This window comes from Staphylococcus lugdunensis, assembly GCF_002901705.1.
GTDB lineage: Bacteria > Bacillota > Bacilli > Staphylococcales > Staphylococcaceae > Staphylococcus > Staphylococcus lugdunensis.
The window spans coordinates 769,693-792,547 of the sequence record NZ_PPPV01000016.1 but is presented as its reverse complement, the minus strand read 5'-3'; the positions used below and the strand labels follow the sequence as shown (position 1 = coordinate 792,547).

Genomic DNA, 22,855 nt, shown 5'->3' with positions numbered 1-22,855 from the left:
CTCTCCTTTATATATGCATCATCATAATATAATCTGTTTGTTTTTCGTCTCCCATATAAAATATGTGGCTATCAATTACATGAAATCCCAAGTTTTTATAAAATGTTATGGCGTTATCATTTTTTTCCCACACACCTAACCAAATAGAGTTACAAGAAAGTTGATTTGCTAATGTTAACGCTTGATTGAATAATGCTTTTCCTAGCCCTTTATGCTGAAAAGTGCTTAAGATATATATACGCTCAATCTCTAAATCGTTGTCATTGTATGTTTCAGTTTGGGCATCTTTGATATTTAATTTTAAATATCCTGCCAATTTATCTTCATCATAAATAAAGTAAAAAAAGGAATGGGGGTTATTTAATTCATCGATGACTTTATCATGAGTGAAATTTTCAGCTAGATATTGATTAATATTCTCTTCTTTATTTTGAAATCTAAACGTTTCATCAAATGTTTGATAAGCGATCTTTTGTAATTGAACTGCATCATCAATAGTACATGATCTGATCATTTTAATTACACCCTTAACTAATACTTTCTTTTGTAACCCTTTTTTACTTTGGACCAATCTTCAGATATGTTTTGTTTTACTCTTTTTAATGCCAGTGATAAATCAGTAATTTCTTTCTGGGAAAAACCTTGTAATGCAACGGCATTTGAATGATTGTTTTCTCTAATAATGAATGGATAAAGTGATTTACCCTTTTCGGTTGGGAATAGCAATTTGTTCTTTTTATTAGTAGCATCATTTTTCTTTACAATCATATGATTTTTTTCGAGATTTTTAATAGCTCTAGAAGCCGTAGTGCGATCAATTTTTAACATTTCAGCTAATTTTTCTTGGATAATTCCAGGATTTTCACATATTCTAGTCAAATAAATAAACTGCCCTTTAGTAAGATCAATTTCTTTAAATTCAATATTGCTAATAGAATCCAGTGCTCTGGCAATAACACCGATATCTCTTAAAATATCTTCCACATAACAACCTCCTAATAAAATTGTTGCATTTGCAAGTATATAACAACAATAATATAGCACAAAAAAATCGACAAAACCAGTTTCTTCTAACAAAAGAAGCTGGGGTGGGGCCCCAACAGAGAGAATTTCGACAAGAAATTCCACAAGCAAAGGAAGTTGGGGTAGGCCCCCAACAGAGAGGGAGCGGGACAGTATTCATAATGAATTCGTAGTCCCGCCCCGGCAAGGTTGACTAGAATTGAAAAAAGCTTGGTATAAGCGTATTTTCAATCCAGTCAACTACTGCCAATATTTAGTTCACAGCTTAAAACATGTTCCAAGCCCAACGGATAAAGCAAGTTGGGGTGGGGCCCCAACAGAGAGAATTTCAACAAGAAATTCTACAAGCAAAGCAAGTTGGGGTAGGGCCCCAACAGAGAGAAATGAACAAGCATTGTGAGTTGTATTATGAACTGCAATGATTTGACTGCAATCAATCGCCAAGGAATAGGTATCGTTAGTGATTTTTCATTTCTAATTGGTGAATAAGATGGGTGATTAATGCATTTGTAGGTGTAGGAATATTAAATACTTTACCATATTCAACGATTTGACCATTAAGATAGTCGATTTCTGTTAAGCGGCCGTTATTATAATCTTGATGCATTGAAGGGTAATGTAGGCCCTGTGCTTCTTTTGGATAAGAGGCTTCAATTTTGTCTAAGAGCGTTTGTCGATTTAAGTCAATATGTTTTGCCTGTCCTACCGATATAATCTCGTCAACAATTGGCGTAATCATATCTTGCGCATCTTCATAACAGCCAAATTCATAAATCGTTTTATCTAAAATGGTACATAAAGGATTTAACACGCTATTCAAAGTTGCTTTAGACCAAATGGATTTGAAGACGTCAGAACTGATTTGTGCATTTAAGCCAGATGTATTGAGCATGTTTAATATAACTTCAGTTCGAGAATCTTTTTCGCCATCTGCACGTTGTAAATCAATGGCACCTTCACCTTCTAAAAGTAGCTGTCCTGGGCCTCTTAAACCTGCTGTCCACATCGTTACGGCTAGATAAATTTGAGATAATGGCACTAATTTAGACAAGCGTTCTTCGTGACCTAACCCATTCATCATGCTTAGTATTGCTGTATCTTTGTGAATTGTATTAGCTTCTTGTAAATGCTGTAACATTTTTTCAGATTGCATGGCTTTCGTTAAGATGATAATTAAATCAAATTGTCCTGATACATCTTTAGTTAGAACTGCTGGAATATTGACAGTATAAGTATCCGTCTCTGTTTGGACTTCCATACCATTTTCATTGATGCAATTGACGTGTTCTTGCCAATCATCGATTAACGTGACATCATAGCCAGCTTGTTTTAAGGAAACGCCAATTCGTCCACCCATGGCACCTGCGCCCGCGATTGCAATTTTATACATGATTAGACACTCCTTAATTATTTTTTATTTCACAAGTGATATATCCCAATTCATTATTAAAAAAACATTTATAAACTTAAGGATAAAAGTATCAAACATTGAATCTAAGTGTTCAAACCAGTCCATCATGATTAGTTTATTTATTTTTGATGGTCAAGATGAAAGGGCTTTTCTATGTTTGTCTTATTTCCAAATAATTGTGAGGACACAAGTTGATGAGTGTCAACGGGGTTTTCAATATGTTTTGTTAGTGTTATGTGAATTTTATTATTCTAGTGTAAATATTTTTGAATAATCTTTGTTTTAAAAATAGATATTTTTTCTGTTATTTCAATGGTTTGTAAGATGAATATTTTTGAAAATTTATAATCAAAAATTTGGACTTTAATCTTTTTTTATCAAACAAATATATTTAATTAACAAAAGCATTCTAGAATTTAACTGTAAGATCATTTAAGGAGTGAAAATATGATAACGCTCAAACATTTGAACAAAGTTTATGACGGGAATCATTATGCAGTTAAAGATTTTAACCTAGAAGTTGATGATCAAGAGTTTGTTGTTTTTGTAGGGCCCTCTGGATGTGGCAAATCTACAACATTACGTATGATTGCTGGATTAGAGGAAATTAGTGAAGGTGAGATTTATGTAGACGATCAGTTATTAAATCAAGTTCAACCTAAAGATCGTGGTATTGCAATGGTGTTTCAAAACTATGCGTTATATCCACATATGTCTGTGTACAAGAATTTGGCATTTGGATTGAAAATGCGCGGCATTCATAAAAAGGAATACGATCAACGTATTCAAGATGCAGCGAAAATATTAGAAATTAGTCATTTGTTAGATAGGAAACCAAAAGCACTCTCAGGTGGTCAACGTCAACGTGTAGCACTTGGCCGTGCGATTGTCCGTGATGCGAAAATCTTTTTAATGGATGAACCTTTATCTAATTTAGATGCAAAGTTAAGAACGCATATGCGAACGGAAATTATTAAGCTACATAAGAAAATGGGTGCTACTACAATTTATGTCACGCATGATCAAACAGAAGCGATGACAATGGCTACTAAAATTGTGTTATTAAAGGATGGTGTGATTCAACAAGTTGGGTCGCCTGAAGAGATTTATCATCATCCTATTAATCAGTTTGTTGCCACATTTATTGGAAATCCAACAATGAATATGATTCCGTTAGACATTAAAAATCAAAGTTGGTTGTTCAATCAACAACCTGTTGTTGATGCTCAAGTATTGGGAGTATTTGAGCATAATGCTTTAAATTTAGGTATTCGTTCTGAAAATATTCAATTTTCTACTGAAAGCGCTGCGTTAAAAGACTATGAATTACAATTGCCAGATTGGCAGGTGACGTTAGTAGAACTAATTGGCGCTACAAAATTAATTCATTGCGTGAATGGGGAAACACATATCGTTGTTTCTACTGATAATCAAATGGACTTAAAGCCAGGGGAAACCATTCATTTAGGGATGCAATTAGCAGACTGTCATTTATTTGATCGTGAAACAGGTGACTTAGTTACGCCTCAGCAGCAAGCGATGAATTCAGAAACAGTCAGTATATAACAAAACAAACAGATTGGAGTAAGTACAGTGAAAGAAACGCTACACGTCAATCATGCACACCCAGTTAAGCAGCATAAAGTGACTTTGCTACAACGTATTTGGCAGCATAAAGTATTGTATCTTATGTTGCTTCCTTGCCTCCTCTTTTTTCTAATTTTCAATTATATTCCAATGGCAGGGTTGGTCTTAGCTTTTAAAGAATTCCGTTTTGATACGACGATTTTCGGTGGACAATGGGAAGGTTTCAAATATTTCAAGCGATTTTTCTCTGATTCTCAAAGCTACCAAATTATTATCAATACCTTAATTATCAGTGGAATGAAATTAGTACTCGCTTTGCCATTTCCGATTGCTCTGGCAATTATGTTTAATGAAATCTCACATACGAAGAAGTTAGGACGCTTCCGTGGCTTATTCCAAGGGGTCATGTATATTCCACATTTCTTATCTTGGGTTGTTGTTGTTGGTATTTTTCAAAAAGTACTCGCGCCTGATAGTGGATTGATTAATCAATTAATTCAGCAATTTGGTGGCAATGGCGCTACATTCTTTATGATGAATCCTGAATATTTCCATACAATTATGTTTTCAAGTTATTTATGGAAGAACGTGGGTTGGGACTCTATCATTTATTTTGCTGCCATAATGGGAATCAATCCTGAAATTTATGAATCAGCTAAAATTGATGGCGCTAATCGTTGGCAGCAAATTATTCATATCACACTACCGATGTTGACACCGACGATTATTATTTTATTCATCTTATCGTTAGGGGATATTTTGAAAGCTGGTTTTGATCAAATCTACTTATTAAAAACACCTGGTAATGCAAAATACGCAGAAATTTTGGATACTTTCGTGATTCGTACTGGTATTCAGCAAGGGGATTTCAGTTATTCAATAGCAATTGGTTTGTTACAAGGTGTGATTGGCTTGATTTTGGTCATTGTAGTGAATCGTTTTGCAGATAGAAAATTCAACACATCATTATATTAAGGAGAAGACAATGAAACATATAAAAAAATTGAGTATTTTATTATTGGTGTTACTACTTGTATTTGTGACTGCTTGTGGCAAAGATGAAGATGAAGAGAAACGACGCGCAGACGCTAAAGGAAAACCTAAAACATGGATTGCAGATCGCAAACTAAAAGGGCTCGTCTTTCAAAGTAAGAATGACGTGTCACCAGAAATGAATAAAGAAATTGAAAAAGAATTAAAAAAGAAGACTGGTATTACGCTTGAATTACAAACGGCATCGGGAAATGACTCTACAGAAGCGCTAACTTCTGGTCTAGCTTCTGGAGATTTACCAGATTTCATTGTGTATTATTTAGATAATAGTGGTCGTCCAGAAATGAAAGTATTAAATAAAGCTGCGAAACAAGGGCAACTAACAGATTTAAAACCATTACTCAAAGATACAAATGTGTATAAAAAGTACTTAAAGAAAGATTATTTACCTAAAGATACGCGTGACAATATTATGTTTCCTAAAGATTTAGACGGGACGTATTTTGTGCATATGGGTATTAACCGTAAACCAGGTGATCCAGGCAGAAAAGTAGTTGGCGGTCCTTATATTCGTAAAGATATTGCAGAACAACTAAATTTAGATCCAAGCTCTATTAAAACATCAAAAGACATGAAAGCATTAGCTGAAAAAATTAAAAATCATCACTTCAAAGATGACAATGGTAAAGAAATTACACCTATAGGACCTACAGCATGGGGTGGTAGTGATCGTACGGCTTTTTATAACGACTTAGTATGGACTGGTGGGGCAGATGAAAAGTTCCAAATAGATCATGATAAGGTGAAACATGAATCAGATACAGATTATGGCATGAAACGTGTAAAATATGTGAAGTCATTAATGGATGAAGGATTGATGCATAAAGCCTTTTATACTATGTCTGAAAACCAAGCTAAAGAAGGGCTTGTAAATGGTTCATGGGGCATTGTGTCAGATTTGCACAATTACGTGACTGAAAACCAAAGTATGAAATACATTCCGCTAGGGCCTTTAAACACGGTTAAAGGAAAGTACCAAATGGAAATGTCTTATAAATCAGGATATGGCGGTTGGTCAATTCCTAAAAGTACAAAACACCCTGAAGATGTAGTGAAGTTAGCGGATTTCTTAGCCAGTCGTGAAGGGAAATTATTAGGTGAATATGGTATTAAGGGACGCGATTATAATTTAGACAAAAAAGGCAATCCTGTTGTGAAAAAAGAAGTGTTAAAAGAAATAGATGAACATCCAGATCAAGCGAAAAAAAGAGGTTTCCGTGGTGCAGGTTCATACTGGGCTGACCACTTAGGACTTACCGATGTAGATAATCTAGATGATTTTGGTGAAAGAGAGTATGGCGACAATGCTCGAAAAAAACAAGGTAAAACAAATCCAGAGAAAATGGCCGAATCATGGCATTATGATGAAAAATTAAAGCATGCAAAAGTTATTGATGGTTTAACAGTTAAATCCTTCTTACCAAAATTTGATAAAGGTGAAGAATTGGAAATAGCCTTGGATGAATACGATGAATCTTTAAAACGCGCGTATTATGCTAAAACTGACAAAGAGTCTGAACGTATTTTAGCAGATGCGAAAAAGAAATTAGACCAAGCTGGTCTCCCAGAATTTGAAAAAATGATTGAAAAGAAAATAAAAAATGGCGAAAAAATACGATTCTAAAGGATGACAATGAATGAAAATCAAGCGAGATTGGAGCAGTATTATTATTCGCAGTATTTCCTGGGTGATTATTATTACCCTTGCATTATCAATTCTGTTGCCGATGATTAATATTATTGCATTAGCTTTCAATAGTGGGGCTGATGCACAAAAGGGTGGTATTACTTTTTGGCCGCGTCAGTTCTCATTAGATAATTTTAAGGAAATATTTAAACAAGGAACCATTTTGAATGCGTTGTTTATTAGTTTGGCTAAAACGATTATTGGTACAGTGCTTAGCGTTATATTAACCGCTATGGCTGCATATGCATTAACGATTAAGTCGCTACCGTTTAGAAGAACAATTTCTTTTTTCTTAGTCTTTACGATGTTATTCAGTGCAGGTGTAGTGCCATTATATATCTTATTGAATCAACTAAGCCTGACAGATACATTTTGGGTTTATATTATTCCATCGCTATACAGCGTGTATAACATTTTAATCATGCGTACGTTCTTCAATCAAATACCAATTAGTGTGATTGAAGCGGCACGTATAGATGGCTGTAATGATTGGCAAATATTTTGGAAAATCATCTTGCCGATGAGTAAACCTGTTATTGCGACAATTACACTCTTTAATGCGGTAAGTCAGTGGAATGATTGGTTTACAGGTGCATTCTTTGTTAGAAATCCGCAGTTAAAGCCATTGGCAACCGTCTTACAAGATATGTTGACGAGCCAGGATTCTATCGCCAATGCGTTGAAACAAAAGTCAGGTGCATATCAAATGATTGAGCGCATTACGATTACAGGGGACTCACTACAAATGGCAATGATTGTGTTGCTAATTATTCCTGTACTGTTACTTTTCCCGTTTGTCCAAAAACACTTTGTTAAAGGTGTTAATATCGGTTCGACCAAAGAATAAAGGAGTATAGACAATGTCAAAATTCAAAATCATGCAATTTACAGATTTACATTTAAGTCCGAAAAATAATGACAAAGATCAACAGACGTATCAATTGCTTGAACAACTCATTACCACATATCAGCCAGACTTATGTATGTTTACGGGTGATCAAATATGGTCTCAAGGTGTAATGGATTCTGAAAAGGTATACCGAAATCTGATTGACTTTTTAAATCAATTTGACACTAGCATTGCGACGACATTTGGTAATCACGATACAGAAAATCATTTAAGTCGCAGTGATTTAAGACAAATTGAAGCCGAGCTTGCAAACAACTATGCATGTAAGAAGCATTCGAAGATTGTTAATGATAAAGAAGCATATGTGTTAGAAGTATATGACAATGACCAGTTATCACATTTGCTTTACGTTATTGATGGCGGAGATTATAGCACAACTGCTATTGGTCAATATGCTTATATTCACCCAGACCATGTGGCATGGATTGCTGAAGTAGAACGCTATTATGAGCAACAAGATCAAATCATGCCTAAGCATAACTTGTTGTTTACGCATATTCCTATACCAGAATATCAAGCCATTTCACAAACTAAATTGTATCACGGTATTTTTAATGAGGAGATAGGTTGTCCAACAATGAACTCAGGACTTTTCGCACAAATGTTGCATTCTGGCAATATTGAAGGCATGTTTTGTGGTCATGATCATGACAATGATTTTAGCTTCAATCATTATGGCATTCATTTAAATTATGGTCGCATCAGCGGATTTCATTGCTATGGTGATATTACTAGGGGCGCGCGTCTAATTGAATTATCACCAAACAAACCATATGAAACAAAGATTGTAGAATATGACCAGTGTTTCTAAATCTCGTTTTCAAAAGATATATGTTCCTATTTTAATAGAGCAACTGTTTATGATGTTGATGGGTCAAGCTGACGTGATTATGCTGAGTGCTTATGATACCAAAGCGATTGCAGTATCAGGGATAAGTACCCAAATACTAACACTGTTGACTTTTGTGATTACGATTGTCCATGTGGGTGTTTCTATTCGCTTAGTACATCAAAAGGAACGGGATATGACAGCGATTAAATCGGAACTATATCATAGCCTGACATTGAATTTAGTGCTTTCAGCGTTACTTGGGATTACTGCACTTATTTGTTATCGCTGGATTTTGATGCTTATGCAGGTTTCACAAGACATTTTTGAACTAACGTATCAATTTGGCGTGATCTTACTACTTGGTTTTGCTATTACAACAGCTCAGATGCTGGTCAGCACGATATTAAGAATTTTATATATGGCTAACATTGCAGCTAAAATCACAGTAGGTATTAATATCATCAATATCATATTAAGTTGTTGCATCTTGTTTGTCTTTACAGATTATGTAGGTAACCCTATTTTAGCTGTAGCTGTTGCCACACTGATGAGTCGATTGTTGGGATTGCTATATGGAGGCTATTATTTAATTAAAAAATATAAACCACAGGCAAAGTTTTTAAAGTTAAATATGTTCATGACTAAAAAAGTAATTTTACTGGGTTTACCAGGTGCTGGTGAACAAATTTCTTATAACTTTGCACAGACGATTACGACGGCCTTTATTGCGGTGTTAGGAACCGAAGTTCTGGCAGCTAAATCACTAACAGTCGCTATTAGCAATGTATCATTTTGCGTTGCGATGGCATATAGCCTAGCTAGTCAAATATATTTAGGGAAATTAATTGCGCGCAGGAAATTCAATGTATTACATCGTAGTGTATACAAGGGTTTAGCCATCAATGTGTTGCGTTCAGCAGTCATTATGGTTGCGGTTGTTGGTGTGTTCTATAGTCTGGGGCGCTATATCTCAGGTGATGACAGTGTGTATCATTTAACATTATCGTATTTAATGTTGTTTATTGCACTGGAGCCTATAAGAGCGATTAATAACTTTATTGTCGATATACTTAACGTCGCTGGAGATGTTCGCTATCCAGTATGCGTGAATGTCATAACGACTTGGTGTTTGTTAATTCCGCTATCTTATCTTACAGCATTTGTCTTAGGCTGGGGATATATTGGTATTATATTAATAAATATTTTTGAAGAAGGTGTGCGCTTTATATTAATCATTCGAAGATGGGATAAGGGACACTGGAAAATGAAACTAGCACAGATAGGAGTTCATTTGCATGTATAAAAAGAAATCGAGACTTGAAGTGATTTGTGAGCGAATTGCTACGCATGGAAAGGTATTTGTGAGCGATTTAGCATTATATTTTGAAGTTACACCCGAGACCATTAGAAAAGATTTAGAAACACTTGAAGAAGATAAAAAAGTGACAAGAATACATGGTGGTGCGGTCAAATATAACTATTTGAATAAAGAGCAGTCTTATACAAATAAATGGGAAAAGCAAGCGCAAGTTAAAGAGCGTTTAGCAATGCGAGCAGCTCAGTTTATTAATAATGCAGAAATTATCGTGCTAGATGGAGGAACAACGATAGGCCGTATTCCCAAGTATTTAAATCATCTATCAAATTGTACGTTTGTTACAAATTCATTTATGACTGTTATGGAATTAAATAAAGCAGTTGAGGAACAACGCATCGAAGCAGAGATTATTATGCTTCCAGGAATATCCAACACAGAGCAAGATGTTGTACGTGGTTCATTAACAAATCAAGTATTACAACAATTTAAATTTGATAAAGCATTTTTATCTTGTGGCGCTTTTGATACATCTCAAATTTATGAATATGATTTAGAAGAGGCTTTAGTGAGTAACATGATGCTTCAGAAGAGTAGTGAAACCTTCTTGGTTGCAGATAGTACTAAACGTGATAATAACGCATCTTTTGTCATTAATGATTTTAAAGCAATAGATTATATGATTACGGATTATGCTAAGCCAGATCATGTTGAATTTGACAACAACCACTGGTTACAAGTTTAAGCTTTAGTGCATTGTGGATAGGGTATTTTATGTTCTATCTGGATTGAAAAACTAGGTATCAAGCATTTTTTACACAGATAGGGCGATACTAAAATAAAAAATAGGACTTAAAGGGGTATTGATATGAAAAAAACATTATATTTAATTAGACATGGACAAACAATATTTAATAAAAAATGTCAAATCCAAGGCGCATCTGATTCACCATTAACGGATTTAGGAAAACAACAAGCAGCGCTAGCCAAAACATACTTTAATCAATTAAATTTAAGTGACTATGAGTTATTCTCTTCAACGCAAGAACGTGCTTCGGATACGTTAGAAATTATTTTCCCTAATGAAAATTATCGACGATTAAAAGGCATTAAAGAATGGAATTATGGTATATATGAAGGTGAGTCTGAGCTGTTAAATCCGCCACATGATAGTGTGATAGATTTTGGTTCATTCTTTGCAGACTATGGTGGAGAAACGGCAGATGAAGTACAACAACGAACAGTTAATACATTACAAGAAATACTTAATGAAACGAACAAGCATAACGTTGTAGTCGTAAGTCATGGGGATGTTTTATCGTTATTTACGCATACATGCTTACCATTAGCGGAAGCAAGTGAAATGAAATTTACGAACTGCTGTATCTTAAAATTTGACTATGAAGATGGTGCATTTACTTTTAAATCAATACATCATCCGGCATAAACAACGGAAGGCAAGATTGACTAGGATTGAAAAAAGCTTGGTATAAGCGCATATTCAATCCAGTCAACTACTGCCAATATAACGTTCATAGTCTAAAACATAATGATGTCCAGACCCATGGGCTTCTTTGTTTTAATCCTTTATATTTATGCCTCAAACTGTTATTAGGTTACACTGACGTTTGTGTGCGGGTATACTAAAGGATGTCTAAATAAAAAGATAAATGTAACTGTTACAGCTGCTAACTAAGCTAGTGAAAGTTTTAAGGATATCAGCTAAGTTTACTCTTGTGTGTGTTAAAAGTTAGCGTCATGGTTGTACCTTCATTGAGCTTGCTATCCACCGTAATATGACCATCAATTTGATGAGCAAGCATTTGAGCAATGTATAATCCAAGACCCGAGCCACCACTCTTGAGGTTACGTGAGTGCTCGATACGATATGTGCGTTCAAATATGCGTTTTAAATGGTGCTCAGCGATACCGCAGCCTTGATCAGTGACTGCAATCGACACATGCGTCGTATCGACTTTCTTAGCAGTGACAACAATAGGTGTTTCTAGTTTAGAAAATTTTAGAGCATTATCTAAAAAATTTGATAAGATTCTTTCAATAGCCATTCCATCTTGTAAGAAGCGAGGAATGCCTTTTTCTACATCTACAATAAGTTCACGATGTTGCTGTTCTATTTGTTGCTGATAAGCTTCTAAGATTGGCAATAATAATTGATCAATTTGTAAGTAACCAAGGTCTTGTGAATGGCCGCTTACCGTCATCATTGTAGTTAAATCATCAAACATATGGCTTAATCTATCTGATTGGGAAATTAATACTTTATAAGCATGTTGTTGTCGTTCTTCTGTGTTTATGACACCATCTTTTAAAGCTTCAGAATACGATTTAATTGTAGCTAACGGGGTTTTTAAATCATGTGCTAAATTTTGTACCATATGAATTTTTTCAGTTTCTTCACTCTTAATGCGTTCCATCTGCTCGCGTACTTTGGTGACCATGGTTTCAAATGAATCATTTAACTCTTTTAATTCTAAAGGTGATTGAATATCTAATGGCTCTATTTCAAAGCTGCCATTGGCTACTTTCTGTGTTTCATGGTTTAACTTTTCAATCTTATGAATGGTGGGTATTGAAAAAGTCATAGCGATCATCATTGTAACCATACTTGAAATAAGAGAGAACAGCGTAAGTAGCAGTGTCTGCGCCATGTCAAACCACATTAATTCATTGAGTACAAATAAAAATAGAGTTGAAAACGTGATCGATGTAAAAAACGAGATAATAAGTTGTTTACGTATCGTCATTTAATACCCCCTGTGGAACTTATAACCAAGTCCCCAAACAGTGGAAATGATGTAGTCTTTATAGTGATGTTGTTCTAATTTATCTCGCAAACGATGAATATGAACATTAAGCGTGTTCATATCCTCATAATAGTCATAACCCCATACTTGTTCGAGTAAATCTGTTTTAGATAATGCAACATTTTCATGGGTTGCAAGATACCAAAGTAAATCAAATTCTTTAATTCTAAGCGTGATAGTTTCGTTGTTAATTGTCGCTGTTTTAGTTAAGTTATCAAGTGTTAATGCCCCAAAAGATAGTGTTTGTGCGGATGAATGTTTAACCGTGCGAGATAAGATGTTTTTAGCTCGAATTACAAGTTCTCTAGGGCTAAAGGGCTTCTTGACATAATCGTCTGCACCCAACATTAAGCCATAAATCGTATCTGATTCTGTTGTCTTAGCGGTAAGATAAATATAAGGAATATCTAATTGTCTAGCCTTCATTTCTTTTATAACGGCATAGCCATCTTTCTCTGGCATCATGATGTCTAGAATAAATAAGTCCACGTCTTGTTCGAGCAAATCTAATGCTTCTTGACCATTTGAAGCAGTCAACACTTCATATCCTTCAAATTCAAAGTATGTTCTACATATGTCTCTAATATCAGGTTCATCATCAATGATGGCGATTCTTTCCATTTACATCATTCCTTGATTGTTTTTTCTTAAAGAAATGCATTAATTCAAGAGATTGTAATGTTTCTTTATTCATTAATAATATTATAAAGAAAAATAGTTGTAATGGATACGTAAATATCATATCTGCGAGAATGTAATTTAACATCACAAATGTGCCGAAAAAGCTAGCTGTATAAGATAGAACGCCAAATAATAAGCCTAGACCTATGGCGATTTCACCAATGGGGATCATCCATTGAAATAGGTCTAAATGATGTGCGACGACATGTTCAAAAAAGTATTTATACCACTCTGGGGAATCTTGGTTTTCTTTAATAACGGGAACAAGCCCATCAACGGCAAAACCTCCCGTCAATTTTTCATAGCCTTGCTTTAGTATAACGAAACCACTGCCCATTCTAAGTAAAAGTATGATGATCTTCCATGTCATTGTCATGGCGTTTGTTATCGTGTTTGTCATCGTGTTTGTCTCCTTTGCTGTTAAAAAATGAGATAGCATGCCTTAATGATAGACGTCTATCTCATCAGTTGTATGATTAATCTATATGTTATTAAAAGGTGTGGTTATTTTATTTTGGCATTTCCAAATACAACATGTGCTTTATCGCAATAAATCGTTACTGTATCGTACGCTTTGACATCGATGCCTTTTAAGTCAAATGTTTGTTCTTTTTCATCATATTTAACTGCATCGATTTTTTTACCGGTTTTAATATCACCATTTTTTGTTAAATAGACATGTAAGTCTGGTCCTTTTGAAGATTTGAAGTCTGTCAGCATTAATTTGTTGTCTTTAATCATTGCCTTTCCTTCAACGGTTTCTTTGTTTTCTCCTTTAAACATCCCTTTTTCTGCAGTTGTATGGTTAGATTTTTGACTTTCCGTTTTTTTCTCATCTTCTTTTGTATCACTGTCATGATTTGAATTTCCACATGCGCCTAATAATAGTGATGTTGCAAGTGCTGTTGATAATAATAAAGTTTTTAATTTCATAATCTATTCCTTCTTTCTTTGTGATGTTTACATGCTTAATCATACGAAGAAAAGATACACAATCACATTAACTAACTATTAATAATTCTTAACTAATTCTTAAATATCAGGATTGTTAAAATATTAATTTAACATATGTATGATTTTTAGCTTTAAATTATTTTGTGGACTTATTATGAAGTGGGTGTAATTGGTTTTACAATATTACTGTGAAGGTCTGTTATTAAAGGAAGTTTAGTCGTTGGATTGAGCGAAGAAGGTTGGGTTGGCAGTGTTTAAGTAAAGATGAACAGCAAACATACATGAGACACGCAATACATAAGTTTAAAGATAGTGCTGCCCATTATACCACCACTGAATTGTCTGAGGTATTCGCATAGCTATAGGGATTAAAATAAGTCTAGGATATAATTTTTTTAGGCGCTAAACGCTATATTGTCAGTAGTTGACGGGATTGAAAATATGCTTTCCATTTTTATTTGTAATTTATGTAAATATAAAATGACAATTGTATGTATTATGATTTAAGTCAAAACATACGAGTTGCATATATCTTATACTTAAATGGAAAAGTACATGCTTTATATTGAATTCAAATGTTCAGCGTTAGATATAAAGCATATGATTAAGCTAAAGTCTCTCATCAAAGGAGGATAACGATGTCTAAAAATGTACTAAGAATGCTTATTGCCATGGTTTTTGTTATTTCGACAATTGTCTTTATTGTAAAGCAAGATTGGTTATTTGCGGCAATATTTGGTGTTGTTGTTATTGTCTTTGTACTTAGATGGACAAAAGAGATGAATCAGCATAATAAATGACGAATCAGCTGATAGAAACGATATGCATTGACTGCAATCATGAAGGTAATGAAGATTCAAAGTGTGTTATGACGCACCTTAAATTTAAAGGAGGAACAACCATGAAAGGTAAATACAGCATGTTGTTAGTTATATTCGTTACGCTAGGCTGTTATTACATGTTTGGTCTAAATCACAAGTTAGATGTGTGGCTTGAAGACTTCATAAATACACAATCATGGTTGCAGTATATTAGTATCAATGTGTTATTCATGATAATGATGGTACCTTTTTATTTATATATCAGGCGTACGATGCAACAAATCAATCATATCAATACTTTGTTTATGCAAGAAAAAGATAAACCTGATTTTAATATGGAAAAATTTAAAGAAAGTATTGATATTCCAAGTAGTCAGTTTATTTATTTTGCACTATTTCCAATGATTGTGTTGCTAGGGTTAGGATTAAAAATAGTTAAGCACTACCAGTTTGAAATACCTATTATAATTGTGATTGCACTGTATGTGATAACATTTATTGCTACGTGTAATTATAGTACTAAATTGATAATGAATATGGTGCACAATCAATGGCTAGGCTATGTAATTATATTCCTTATAGCAGTAATTGTAACCTACTTAACATCAACTGAAGAGCAAATGTTTTTACTTCTTTTTTCAACCGTTAGTTATATTATGAATAAAATCAGTTCGAAACATAATTATGTTTGATGCTATGAACTATATATTGGCAGTAGTTGTCTAGCCTAAAATTAGTAAGAAAATAATAAAGTTTCACATGAAACATAGACGTGGAAAATGCTCCTAGTAGAAACCGATAGCGTTTGCGTATTCATGGTAATCACTTTTAACAGAACTATTTATCGTTATTTCTTTTTAAAAAAAGAGACAAGAGTGAAAAAATACCAATAACACATGTAAATCCTAGAGCGCCTACTAAACCTTCCCCAACTGTAATAGGGTTACCTACGATTAATTCAAACAAATAATATGTGACAAAGAATCCAATAAAACAAATCAATAAAGAAAAAATATACATCTTAATTTTCATATATAAAAACAACTCCCTTTAAAAATTTATCACGTTATATCAAACAGTGCAATTTGCTTCTATACTGACTTTTATCACAAAAATGGAAGACACGCTTAAATAATTAAAAATGCATTCGCGGCATAATAAATATAACTATAGAATATGTTTATAAAAATTAGTGGTGATTTAACAAAAATCTTAAACTGAGGTCATATTATTCTTCTATCATTAGTATTAAAGGAGGAATGTATATGAAATTGAAAGGTTTAAAAGTGGGTATAGCTACAACAGTATTATTGATATGCAGCGGTATTACACATCACTATACATATGCTGCAGCAGATCAATATGAGGTGAAAGTATATGTCGATAGTGATAAAGTGGTCAAAGATAATCGTCATATTAAACATGATGTTTTAGAAGCACTGGGTTCTGAAGATAAAGATGAAGACTTTAACGTCGCTTTTCTGGATAACAAAGAACGTTCAAATTACAAAGATAAAGTCACATATAGACTGCGAAAAAGTGAAAAGGATAAAAAATATGCATTACAATACAAAAAGCGCTATCCAATCGTAAATAATCAAGTAGATCAAGCAATTAAACAAGCGAAAGCAGACGGTTACAATGGTGACGAGTTTGAAGTTGAGTATGGCGAGAATAGTCAAACACTAAGTGTAACAAAGGAAGCCAAAGCAGATACAGATTTAAAAGGGTTAGAAATGCCTAATGCAGCTCAAAGCTTAACATTATTTAAATCATTTGCCACGAGCCCATACAAAAATAAGCTTGCAGCAATCACACAACCAACATTAATTGGTCCAGTTCATTTCGAACGTCACAAAGGTACTATCAATAATCATGATATTAAAATTGAAAATTGGGATGTAAAAAATCAAAATATCGTTGAAATATCAACTAAAGTGAAAACAGAAGCAGAAGCCAAAAAAGCTCAAAAGGACATCGTTAATAAGCTCAATGATTTAGGTATACACGAGCAACGTGATCAACTTAAAACAAATCTGATATTTGATAATTACTAGACAGACAGTGAGGTCTAGTGCAAAATTACAGCAAAAAATCTTTTCTTCGAGCAGGATTTCCTCAATATCCTTATGATAGTAAGAGGTATGATTTGAATGTATGAAAACGGCAATATCTATTGATAGCGTATGTTGCGTTACGTAATCGATTTTATATATAAGACACCTCGTTCATTTAATTTAGTAGTGTTTATTAAATGAGACGATGGTGTCTTATTTTTCTAAACATGTTAACCCGTTTTGATTTTTATCTAAAATGCATGTTAACTTTCGTACATTAATGATATAAAGTTCTGAATAATAGGTGTCATATATTGATCCTCACGATAAATTAATGAAATGTGTCTAGGAGCGGGTGCATGGGGAAGTGTTTTAGCGGTGATGTATGGATTGTTACTTAATGCGCGCTCACTAATTAGACTTAAATAATCTGCGTCTTTCAACATTTCTAAAATACTACTTACGCTATTGGCTTGCATACGTACTGGTAAATCCACAAAATTTTCTGTTTGCCATTCTTCAATACTTTGTCTAGTAGAACCCCCGCTATGTAATATAAACGGATACTGTGTAATATCGGTCAATGTTAAATGTTCTTGAGCTGCGAGTGGATGGTGGCAATCCATTGCGACCATTAAAGGATTATCAGTAAAGCGCTTGACTTTGATATCGTCGTCATAAAAGCCTTTTTCTGAAATAACGCCGATTTCTATTTCTCGATGACGTAGCTTTTCTATAATATTGGGTGCAGTATCAACTATCAAATCAATTTGAATATGCGGGTAAGCTTGAAGATAGTTTTTAAGTATATGCGGCAAAATGTGATAAACCGGTGCATGACTTGCGCCGATTTTTAAAGTGCCACGCTTAGACTGCCGGTAGTCTTCCAAAATATCTTCTGTTTCCTGCATTAAATACAATAGTTTATTACTGTTACGAAATAGTAATTCTCCAGCTTCAGTGAGTTTAAAATGCTTCCCCTTTTTATGATATAGCGGTGTGCCATAGCGTTGATTTAAATTTTTAAGGTGAAATGTGACAGTAGGTTGTGTAATATTCAGTTTTTCTGCGACCATATTTTCATTTTGATATTCCACAAAATGTTTAAAAATAAGCATTTGTTTTGTATTCATCGGTTAACACTCCAAAATATAAATTTTATCTATATATCTATATAGCTTACATATACTTTTTTGAGGAGACGTTAATATAATATTTAAACTTCGTTAACAATCTTTTCCTATAGTTATAAGTGAAAGAGGTGAGAAAGTGGTTTTAGAATTACGTGATATTACAAAGTCCTTTAATTCAAAACAAGTTATTCAAGGAATTGATTTGACTGTAAAACAAGGAACATTCTTGTCACTATTAGGAACATCTGGCTGTGGGAAAACGACGTTATTGCGATTAATAGCTGGCTTGGAAACACCGGATAATGGTGTGATTACTAATGATGACGATGTGTATTTTTCGTCACAGCAACACGCTTTTATGGCACCGGGAGATAGAGATTTAGGTATGGTTTTTCAAGATTTTGCGCTGTGGCCACATATGACAGTGTTTCAAAATGTAGCTTATCCACTAAAGGTAAAGAAAGATACCAATCAATTGAAAGAACGGGTTATGGCTGCTTTGGCAGAAGTGAAGTTAGCGGATCAACATGATAAAGCAATTCATCAATTATCTGGTGGTCAACAACAGCGGGTGTCATTGGCGCGAGCAATTATTTCACAATCGAAATTAATTTTGATGGATGAGCCCTTATCGGCATTAGATGCAGGGTTACGAGAAGACATGCAGTTACTCATCAAGCGGCTAATTAAGACTTATGGTATGACGGCTATTTTTGTGACACATGATCAATATGAAGCTATGACGATGTCCGACGAAATTGCTGTGATGAGTGATGGCAAGATTATTCAGCAAGGCGCGCCCGAATCATTGTATTACAATCCACAAAGTAAAAAGGTTGCAACATTTATTGGCAAAGGAACCTATATTGAAGGGCAAGTTCAAACGCATATTTTTACTAATAAGCAAGGATTAGAGTTGCCAGTGAATGATGAGATAAAAGAAGGTACCTATGGTTTATTGATTCGACCTGAAAATATCCATGTACATGCTGAAGAACAAGAAAATCAAGCAATCATTAAGACAATGCATTTTACAGGAGAAAGATATCAATATACTGCACAACTCGCTAATGAAACTGTGATGTTTTATGATACGCAATTACATGATATTGAAGATACAGTGTATTTAACATTTGATATACCAAAAAACTACTTTATTCATTTGGGGGAATAAAAAACATGAAACAGTTAATCAAATATTTCGTTTTAACGATAGTGGCAGTCTTAGTACTTACGGCATGTCAAAATAAATCAGAAGACGGCAATAACAAGTCCGACTCAAGTTCTGGCAGTAAAGATAAATTGGTTCTTTATGCAGCTGGACCTGATGATTTAGTCAAAGATATGGTAAAAGAATTTGAAAAAGAAAGTGGCAAAAAAGTAGAAGTCTTTCAAGGGACGACGGGCGAAATTTTAGGTCGCTTAGAAGCAGAAAAAGATAATCCGAAAGCGGATGTCGTACAACTCGCATCATTACCTGCTGCACTTGATTATAAGAAAAAAGGCTTAATCGAACCTTACAAAGTTAAGAATCATAATAAATTGTATAAAGATTGGATTGATAGCAAAGGTTATTATTACGGTTTCAGCGGTAGCGCATTAGGCTTGTCATATAATACCAAAGCAGTAAAACAACCACCTAAAGATGTTAAGGATTTAACTAACGCTAAATATAAAAATAAAATTGCGATTCCAGATCCATCAGAATCAGGAACTGCCTTAGATTTATTATCTATAAAAGTGAATAACGAAGGGGATAAAGCTTGGGATGAATATAAAAAATTAAAAGACAATGGTATGAAACAAGCAGGTGCTAATAAACCAGCATTAGAATCAGTTATTAAAGGCGACAATGATGTTGTTTATGGTGGTGTCGATTACATGGTCTATAAAGCTAAAGCGAACGGTGAACCAGTAGATATTAAATATCCAGAATCAGGTACAGCAATTTCACCAAGACCTGCATTTATTTTAAAATCATCAAAACATAAAGAACTGGCCAAACAATACATGGATTATGTCACTGGTAAAAAAGGACAAAAGCAAGTGGATGACCATTATTTAATTCCAGCAGATAAAGCTGCAGAAAAGAAAAAAGGTAAAGCTAAACGTCAAGATATTAAAGAATATAAATATGATTGGGAAAATTTATCAGACAAAAGTGAAAAAGTATTAAAACAATTTACGGAATTGATGAGATAATATGCCACAAAACAAACTCATGTTAAAAACTAATCAAATATTAGCTAGTGTCGTGCTCTTTTTGCTTATCATCATGCCCTTATGTTTAATACTTTTTAAAGGATTTGTACCGTCTGAAGAAAATACTTTTGTAGGTAATATATCACAGTTATTTGAAAGCTATCACTTAAAAATATTATGGAATTCAATTGTTTTAGGTATTTCAGTATTGATTCTAAGTACAGTTATTGCCTTACCATTAAGTTTTATTATGACTAAAACGACGTTAGTAAAACATCAATGGTTAGATATGATGATTATGATTCCATTCATGGTGCCACCATATATTGGTGCTATGGGTTGGATGCTGACAATGCAGCGCAATGGTTTGCTTGAGCAAATTAGTCCTATCTTTGCACATATAACACCGTATTTCTTTAGCTTTTTTGGCATGGTACTTATTATGAGTTGCCATTTAACGCCATTTTTATATGTCATGCTAAAAAATGCTTTACTGACAATACATCAATCACAAGAAGAAGCGGCTGAAATATATGGCGGTTCGTTTATGTATCGTTTTAGAAAAATCATCGTGCCACAATTTATCTCAGGTTACAGCATGGCGGCACTATTAGTATTTGTTAAAACAATTGGAGAGTTTGGAACACCAGTTACAATGGGGAATCGAATTGGCTTTCACGTACTTACTTCAGAAATTCATCACAGTGCGTCGATTTGGCCGATTGATTTTCAACGTGCGGCATTGTTATCGAGTTTGTTATTGGCCGTTAGCATGACCGTATGGGCATTCCAACAATGGGTTCAAACGCGTACTAATATTCAAGCTGATTCTGGTAAAGGTCATCAAGTAAAGATTCATAAAGCATCATCATGGAATATACTATGCTATGCGTTTGTTGTGGTTGAATTGTTTGTGACGATTGTCTTACCGTACGCGAGCATTTTTGTCAGTGCCTTTATGAAAAAGTTAGCTGCTGGCTTTCATTTTAGCAATTTTACAATTAATAATTTTATCAATGTATTGATGGGTAATGGTGGTATTGCACTGTTTAACAGTATCATGCTTGCAACGATAGCAGCGACATTGGCTACTGTCATTGGTTTATGGTGTGTCTTAATTACAAAACACAAAAGTATGCTAAGTCGATTAATTGATTTTACAAGTCTGCTTCCAAATACTGTGCCGGGTATTATTGTTGTGATTGGATTGATATTGTTTTGGAATAACCGATACAACATATTACCTATTTATAATACGATTGCTATTCTGGTGGTTGCTTACACTGTACTTTATATTCCATATGCCGTACAGAATATTAAAAATGTGGAAAGAACGTTAAGCCCTAATTTATATGAAGCAGCTGCAATTTCAGGTAGTCATGGCTGGACATTATTTAGAACGATTACATTACCATTATTGAAACCGGGTATGATATCTGGCTGGATTTTAATATTCTGTATTTCTATGCGTGAATTAGTCGCTTCATTGATGCTACGACCACCGAATACGGATACTTCATCAACATTTATCTATCGCCAGTTTGAACAAGGTGACTCTGCGCAAGGTATGGCGATGGCATTGATGTCCATTGGTATTACATCAGTGATATTAATCGCGTTAGAGGTCTACCAACGAAAAAGCAGTGTCCAGCAGTCTTAGATGTGTAATGGACTCAGTACAAGAGGAGTTGATACAAGCGTATGCCGCAACGAATATTAGTTGCCTCAGATATTCATGGTCATAGAGATGCTTTAATCAAACTACTAAGTGAGGCAGTATATAATGCAGAAACAGACCAACTCGTATTACTTGGAGACTATGTAAATAATGGTCCAGATTCGGTTGGGACATTACGGTTAGTTCAAAAATTAGTCAACAAAGGAGCTATAGCGCTTGTTGGAAATCATGAATTACGTTGGTTAGAAAGACAGGATAGCGAGGCACAGGCTTGGCATAAATTTTTGAGTGGACTGCCGTATATCAAAGTGTTAGATTCATACATTTTTGTGCATGCTGGTATCGATGTGCGGGTCCCCATAGATAAACAGCAGTGTGAACATGTAACTGCGCATCATTCAGTAGCATTAAATCAGCATCAAATCAAAGGCAAAACAATTATCCATGGCCATGTGCCAAATTATAAATTGGGTTATTCAAAAGAAGAAATCCATATTGAAACCGGCATGATAGATATTGATACAGGGGCAGGACATAATATGTATTTGACACTAGTAGATTTGACAAATGCGTGCAGCTATAGTGTTAATGTATCACACAAAGATGGTACGATTCGTAAACGACATCTAATGCTGTGATAGATACTGTAAAAAATAAGCGTTAAAATTGCTTCGACAAACCAAGCA

General features: G+C 34.3%; 25 protein-coding genes. 16 read left to right on the top strand and 9 right to left on the bottom strand.

The window, feature by feature from the left end; genetic code table 11:
* Positions 1-7 precede the first annotated feature (7 nt).
* Both CD041_RS10495 and CD041_RS10490 read right to left on the bottom strand, forming a co-directional pair.
* Positions 8-514 (bottom strand): GNAT family N-acetyltransferase, encoded by a 507-nt coding sequence (locus tag CD041_RS10495; RefSeq protein ID WP_070648071.1) that lies wholly within the window; start codon positions 512-514, stop codon positions 8-10.
* A 17-nt stretch (positions 515-531) separates the two neighbouring features.
* Positions 532-984, bottom strand: a complete 453-nt coding sequence (locus tag CD041_RS10490) for a MarR family winged helix-turn-helix transcriptional regulator (protein WP_002479128.1) — start codon at positions 982-984, stop codon at positions 532-534.
* A 238-nt stretch (positions 985-1,222) separates the two neighbouring features.
* Between CD041_RS10490 and CD041_RS10485 the strand changes: the two genes are divergently transcribed.
* A complete protein-coding gene (locus CD041_RS10485; RefSeq protein WP_080606656.1) occupies positions 1,223-1,423 on the top strand; it encodes a hypothetical protein in 201 nt (66 codons plus the stop codon).
* 57 nt (positions 1,424-1,480) lie between these two features.
* On the opposite strand, the gene CD041_RS10480 is transcribed toward CD041_RS10485, so the two are convergent.
* Entirely contained in the window at positions 1,481-2,413 is a 933-nt protein-coding gene (locus tag CD041_RS10480; RefSeq protein WP_062078326.1) for a ketopantoate reductase family protein, read from the bottom strand.
* A gap of 468 nt (positions 2,414-2,881) precedes the next feature.
* On the opposite strand from CD041_RS10480, the gene CD041_RS10475 reads away from it, so the two are divergent.
* The 8 genes from CD041_RS10475 (at position 2,882) to CD041_RS10440 (ending at position 11,265) form a co-directional block, all read left to right on the top strand.
* Positions 2,882-4,000, top strand: a complete 1,119-nt coding sequence (locus tag CD041_RS10475) for an ABC transporter ATP-binding protein (protein ID WP_070648072.1) — start codon at positions 2,882-2,884, stop codon at positions 3,998-4,000.
* Positions 4,001-4,027: 27 nt separating this feature from the next.
* Positions 4,028-4,996, top strand: coding sequence for an ABC transporter permease (locus CD041_RS10470; protein ID WP_002479125.1), 969 nt, complete (start codon positions 4,028-4,030; stop codon positions 4,994-4,996).
* A 10-nt stretch (positions 4,997-5,006) separates the two neighbouring features.
* The gene (locus CD041_RS10465) at positions 5,007-6,698 is read left to right on the top strand and encodes an extracellular solute-binding protein (RefSeq protein WP_002491962.1); all 1,692 of its coding nucleotides are present in this window, start codon (positions 5,007-5,009) and stop codon (positions 6,696-6,698) included.
* Positions 6,699-6,711: 13 nt separating this feature from the next.
* Positions 6,712-7,608: a carbohydrate ABC transporter permease gene (locus CD041_RS10460; protein ID WP_002460890.1), complete on the top strand. Its 897-nt coding sequence runs from the start codon at positions 6,712-6,714 to the stop codon at positions 7,606-7,608.
* Between the two features lie 13 nt (positions 7,609-7,621).
* Positions 7,622-8,482 carry a metallophosphoesterase family protein gene (locus tag CD041_RS10455; protein ID WP_070648073.1) on the top strand — a complete coding sequence of 287 codons (861 nt, stop codon included), beginning with the start codon at positions 7,622-7,624 and terminating at the stop codon, positions 8,480-8,482.
* Positions 8,466-9,806 carry an MATE family efflux transporter gene (locus CD041_RS10450; RefSeq protein ID WP_002460888.1) on the top strand — a complete coding sequence of 447 codons (1,341 nt, stop codon included), beginning with the start codon at positions 8,466-8,468 and terminating at the stop codon, positions 9,804-9,806. Before CD041_RS10455 ends, CD041_RS10450 begins: the two co-directional genes overlap by 17 nt.
* Positions 9,799-10,563 carry a DeoR/GlpR family DNA-binding transcription regulator gene (locus CD041_RS10445; protein WP_002460887.1) on the top strand — a complete coding sequence of 255 codons (765 nt, stop codon included), beginning with the start codon at positions 9,799-9,801 and terminating at the stop codon, positions 10,561-10,563. Before CD041_RS10450 ends, CD041_RS10445 begins: the two co-directional genes overlap by 8 nt.
* Before the next feature lie 123 nt (positions 10,564-10,686).
* The gene (locus CD041_RS10440; RefSeq protein WP_002460886.1) at positions 10,687-11,265 is read left to right on the top strand and encodes a histidine phosphatase family protein; all 579 of its coding nucleotides are present in this window, start codon (positions 10,687-10,689) and stop codon (positions 11,263-11,265) included.
* A 271-nt stretch (positions 11,266-11,536) separates the two neighbouring features.
* On the opposite strand, the gene CD041_RS10435 is transcribed toward CD041_RS10440, so the two are convergent.
* The 4 genes from CD041_RS10435 to CD041_RS10420 all read right to left on the bottom strand — a co-directional run bounded on the left by CD041_RS10435 (position 11,537) and on the right by CD041_RS10420 (position 14,257).
* On the bottom strand, positions 11,537-12,583 hold the full coding sequence (locus CD041_RS10435; RefSeq protein ID WP_002460885.1) for a sensor histidine kinase: 1,047 nt from the start codon (positions 12,581-12,583) through the stop codon (positions 11,537-11,539).
* The gene (locus CD041_RS10430) at positions 12,584-13,264 is read right to left on the bottom strand and encodes a response regulator transcription factor (RefSeq protein ID WP_002479120.1); all 681 of its coding nucleotides are present in this window, start codon (positions 13,262-13,264) and stop codon (positions 12,584-12,586) included.
* Positions 13,242-13,700: a DoxX family membrane protein gene (locus CD041_RS10425; RefSeq protein WP_037540730.1), complete on the bottom strand. Its 459-nt coding sequence runs from the start codon at positions 13,698-13,700 to the stop codon at positions 13,242-13,244. The genes CD041_RS10430 and CD041_RS10425 overlap by 23 nt, the downstream gene beginning before the upstream one ends.
* Positions 13,701-13,828: 128 nt before the next feature.
* Positions 13,829-14,257, bottom strand: a complete 429-nt coding sequence (locus CD041_RS10420) for a DM13 domain-containing protein (RefSeq protein WP_070648075.1) — start codon at positions 14,255-14,257, stop codon at positions 13,829-13,831.
* A gap of 659 nt (positions 14,258-14,916) precedes the next feature.
* On the opposite strand from CD041_RS10420, the gene CD041_RS12175 reads away from it, so the two are divergent.
* Both CD041_RS12175 and CD041_RS10415 read left to right on the top strand, forming a co-directional pair.
* Positions 14,917-15,078: a hypothetical protein gene (locus CD041_RS12175; protein WP_002460879.1), complete on the top strand. Its 162-nt coding sequence runs from the start codon at positions 14,917-14,919 to the stop codon at positions 15,076-15,078.
* A gap of 101 nt (positions 15,079-15,179) precedes the next feature.
* Positions 15,180-15,791, top strand: a complete 612-nt coding sequence (locus tag CD041_RS10415) for a hypothetical protein (RefSeq protein WP_062078320.1) — start codon at positions 15,180-15,182, stop codon at positions 15,789-15,791.
* A gap of 145 nt (positions 15,792-15,936) precedes the next feature.
* Here CD041_RS10415 and CD041_RS10410 read toward each other — a convergent pair whose 3' ends face one another.
* Positions 15,937-16,131: a hypothetical protein gene (locus CD041_RS10410; RefSeq protein WP_002460876.1), complete on the bottom strand. Its 195-nt coding sequence runs from the start codon at positions 16,129-16,131 to the stop codon at positions 15,937-15,939.
* Positions 16,132-16,364: 233 nt separating this feature from the next.
* On the opposite strand from CD041_RS10410, the gene CD041_RS10405 reads away from it, so the two are divergent.
* Entirely contained in the window at positions 16,365-17,156 is a 792-nt protein-coding gene (locus tag CD041_RS10405) for a hypothetical protein (RefSeq protein WP_062078318.1), read from the top strand.
* 263 nt (positions 17,157-17,419) lie between these two features.
* On the opposite strand, the gene CD041_RS10400 is transcribed toward CD041_RS10405, so the two are convergent.
* A complete protein-coding gene (locus CD041_RS10400) occupies positions 17,420-18,289 on the bottom strand; it encodes a LysR family transcriptional regulator (RefSeq protein WP_002479114.1) in 870 nt (289 codons plus the stop codon).
* Between the two features lie 136 nt (positions 18,290-18,425).
* On the opposite strand from CD041_RS10400, the gene CD041_RS10395 reads away from it, so the two are divergent.
* The 4 genes from CD041_RS10395 to CD041_RS10380 are packed head-to-tail and all read left to right on the top strand — an operon-like array spanning position 18,426 to position 22,807.
* The gene (locus CD041_RS10395; RefSeq protein WP_002479113.1) at positions 18,426-19,463 is read left to right on the top strand and encodes an ABC transporter ATP-binding protein; all 1,038 of its coding nucleotides are present in this window, start codon (positions 18,426-18,428) and stop codon (positions 19,461-19,463) included.
* A 5-nt stretch (positions 19,464-19,468) separates the two neighbouring features.
* Positions 19,469-20,491, top strand: a complete 1,023-nt coding sequence (locus CD041_RS10390; protein WP_060795110.1) for an extracellular solute-binding protein — start codon at positions 19,469-19,471, stop codon at positions 20,489-20,491.
* Between the two features lies 1 nt (position 20,492).
* Complete coding sequence (locus CD041_RS10385; RefSeq protein ID WP_070648076.1) at positions 20,493-22,151, top strand: ABC transporter permease; 1,659 nt, start codon at positions 20,493-20,495, stop codon at positions 22,149-22,151.
* A gap of 41 nt (positions 22,152-22,192) precedes the next feature.
* A complete protein-coding gene (locus tag CD041_RS10380; protein ID WP_070648077.1) occupies positions 22,193-22,807 on the top strand; it encodes a metallophosphoesterase in 615 nt (204 codons plus the stop codon).
* Positions 22,808-22,855: the final 48 nt, after the last annotated feature.

Excerpts from the sequence above, each read along its gene's own strand:
- CD041_RS10390 (WP_060795110.1), top strand. The coding sequence starts at position 19,469 with ATGAAACAGTTAATCAAATATTTCGTTTTAACGATAGTGGCAGTCTTA.
- CD041_RS10460 (WP_002460890.1), top strand. The coding sequence starts at position 6,712 with ATGAAAATCAAGCGAGATTGGAGCAGTATTATTATTCGCAGTATTTCC.
- CD041_RS12175 (WP_002460879.1), top strand. The coding sequence starts at position 14,917 with ATGTCTAAAAATGTACTAAGAATGCTTATTGCCATGGTTTTTGTTATT.
- CD041_RS10405 (WP_062078318.1), top strand. The coding sequence starts at position 16,365 with ATGAAATTGAAAGGTTTAAAAGTGGGTATAGCTACAACAGTATTATTG.
- CD041_RS10450 (WP_002460888.1), top strand. The coding sequence starts at position 8,466 with ATGACCAGTGTTTCTAAATCTCGTTTTCAAAAGATATATGTTCCTATT.
- CD041_RS10455 (WP_070648073.1), top strand. The coding sequence starts at position 7,622 with ATGTCAAAATTCAAAATCATGCAATTTACAGATTTACATTTAAGTCCG.
- CD041_RS10385 (WP_070648076.1), top strand. The coding sequence starts at position 20,493 with ATGCCACAAAACAAACTCATGTTAAAAACTAATCAAATATTAGCTAGT.
- CD041_RS10445 (WP_002460887.1), top strand. The coding sequence starts at position 9,799 with ATGTATAAAAAGAAATCGAGACTTGAAGTGATTTGTGAGCGAATTGCT.
- CD041_RS10430 (WP_002479120.1), bottom strand. The coding sequence starts at position 13,264 with ATGGAAAGAATCGCCATCATTGATGATGAACCTGATATTAGAGACATA.
- CD041_RS10400 (WP_002479114.1), bottom strand. The coding sequence starts at position 18,289 with ATGAATACAAAACAAATGCTTATTTTTAAACATTTTGTGGAATATCAA.
- CD041_RS10435 (WP_002460885.1), bottom strand. The coding sequence starts at position 12,583 with ATGACGATACGTAAACAACTTATTATCTCGTTTTTTACATCGATCACG.
- CD041_RS10495 (WP_070648071.1), bottom strand. The coding sequence starts at position 514 with ATGATCAGATCATGTACTATTGATGATGCAGTTCAATTACAAAAGATC.
- CD041_RS10420 (WP_070648075.1), bottom strand. The coding sequence starts at position 14,257 with ATGAAATTAAAAACTTTATTATTATCAACAGCACTTGCAACATCACTA.
- CD041_RS10480 (WP_062078326.1), bottom strand. The coding sequence starts at position 2,413 with ATGTATAAAATTGCAATCGCGGGCGCAGGTGCCATGGGTGGACGAATT.
- CD041_RS10410 (WP_002460876.1), bottom strand. The coding sequence starts at position 16,131 with ATGAAAATTAAGATGTATATTTTTTCTTTATTGATTTGTTTTATTGGA.
- CD041_RS10380 (WP_070648077.1), top strand. The coding sequence starts at position 22,193 with ATGCCGCAACGAATATTAGTTGCCTCAGATATTCATGGTCATAGAGAT.
- CD041_RS10440 (WP_002460886.1), top strand. The coding sequence starts at position 10,687 with ATGAAAAAAACATTATATTTAATTAGACATGGACAAACAATATTTAAT.
- CD041_RS10425 (WP_037540730.1), bottom strand. The coding sequence starts at position 13,700 with ATGACAATGACATGGAAGATCATCATACTTTTACTTAGAATGGGCAGT.
- CD041_RS10475 (WP_070648072.1), top strand. The coding sequence starts at position 2,882 with ATGATAACGCTCAAACATTTGAACAAAGTTTATGACGGGAATCATTAT.
- CD041_RS10415 (WP_062078320.1), top strand. The coding sequence starts at position 15,180 with ATGAAAGGTAAATACAGCATGTTGTTAGTTATATTCGTTACGCTAGGC.
- CD041_RS10465 (WP_002491962.1), top strand. The coding sequence starts at position 5,007 with ATGAAACATATAAAAAAATTGAGTATTTTATTATTGGTGTTACTACTT.